At 39.2% G+C, this 1,297-nt stretch carries 1 protein-coding gene; it reads right to left on the bottom strand.

The window, feature by feature from the left end; genetic code table 11:
* Positions 1–244: 244 nt before the first annotated feature.
* The coding region (locus HWX04_RS08175; protein ID WP_175869623.1) for an autotransporter outer membrane beta-barrel domain-containing protein at positions 245–1,297 on the bottom strand (1,053 nt) is incomplete at its 5' end.

Genomic DNA, 1,297 nt, shown 5'->3' with positions numbered 1-1,297 from the left:
ACCTATAATTGCCCCTCTATTATAGGGTGTGTTACCGCTTCCCAATAAATGCTGAACTCCCGTTATATTCCTAAACGCTTCCCAWCAAAATTACCATTTAAGCAATAAAAAATTATAAGAAAAAACCAATACGCAAAATATATTCCTTTTATGAAAACCTTCTTTTTAAAGAAGATGAATCACTTCGTATTTAGATTTGAAACTTCCCTCACACACTGAGATCAATTTTAAAATACCCCTATAATTAGAAACTGTAGCGTACCCCTATAACGCCCTGAAGGGACTGTTTTGTTTTACGCCCTTTAACATAATAGGCCTCACCATATAACTTCAACTTCTCGCTCACAAAATTGCTTAAACCTATTCCTAATTTACCAGAATTGCCTGATAAGTCCGTGGTAAATGGATGGCGTTCATTAATCAACGTCTGATTGTCATCTTTATTCTCACGCAACCATGCTGCTGTAATATACACAAGTGATGAAGAAGCCATACCAGAGCCAAATTCATACCCTAAAGATAAACCAACCTCACTGCGTAATGAAGTGAAGGGACGTATGTTACCTCTCATATCATTCGATAACTTGATTTCTTTTCCCTCAACTTGCAACCATGTAAAGTGTCCATAAGGCTGCAACCAACTGCTCTGAGACATCTGAAATCGATAACCCGCTTCAAAGGAGGTTCCAACCGCCCATTGCTTATAACTTCCTTCAATCTCTAAACCATTCGTTGAAACAGCCTGTAGCGTATTTTGATAATGGTTATATTTTAAAATACCATCGAGATACCAGCCACTATGATCCAAATAAGTGATATAAGCGCCAATGCCATAACTATTGATACCGCTGCTACCTCCCCGTGCATGCGCAATGCGTGCATGGTCATAACTGCCAAAACCACCTATATAAAACTCTCCATTGTCCCACTCGCTTAAACCATTAATCCCTAAAACGATACCGGTCTGATCGAGCGTAAAATCTATATGCCCTGTTGCTATACTCTCTTTAGATTTAATCCCATAGCTCCATAAAGCCGTATTCTTTCTACTGTTATCTAGAATTCCTCTTCCCATACGCACGCTTTGCATTTCATTGTGAAATACCATCGCTGGAGCTACAGACATAGACAATACCGCATCTGTAGAAGGCGTGGTTAAAAAGTCAGAAACTGAAAGCTTCTCACTTAAATGTGAAGAAGGTTGTTCTTGGTTGCTTGGACGCAAAGTCATATGATCGGCTAAAGATTGAGAAGAGGCTGAAACAGCCATCTGTTGTTTGTCAACAGAAAGAGAATG

Source organism: Bartonella gabonensis (assembly GCF_903679515.1).
In the GTDB taxonomy this organism is placed as follows: domain Bacteria; phylum Pseudomonadota; class Alphaproteobacteria; order Rhizobiales; family Rhizobiaceae; genus Bartonella; species Bartonella gabonensis.
Note: the sequence above shows the minus strand (reverse complement) of the source record. Positions and strands in the feature narration are given on the sequence as shown.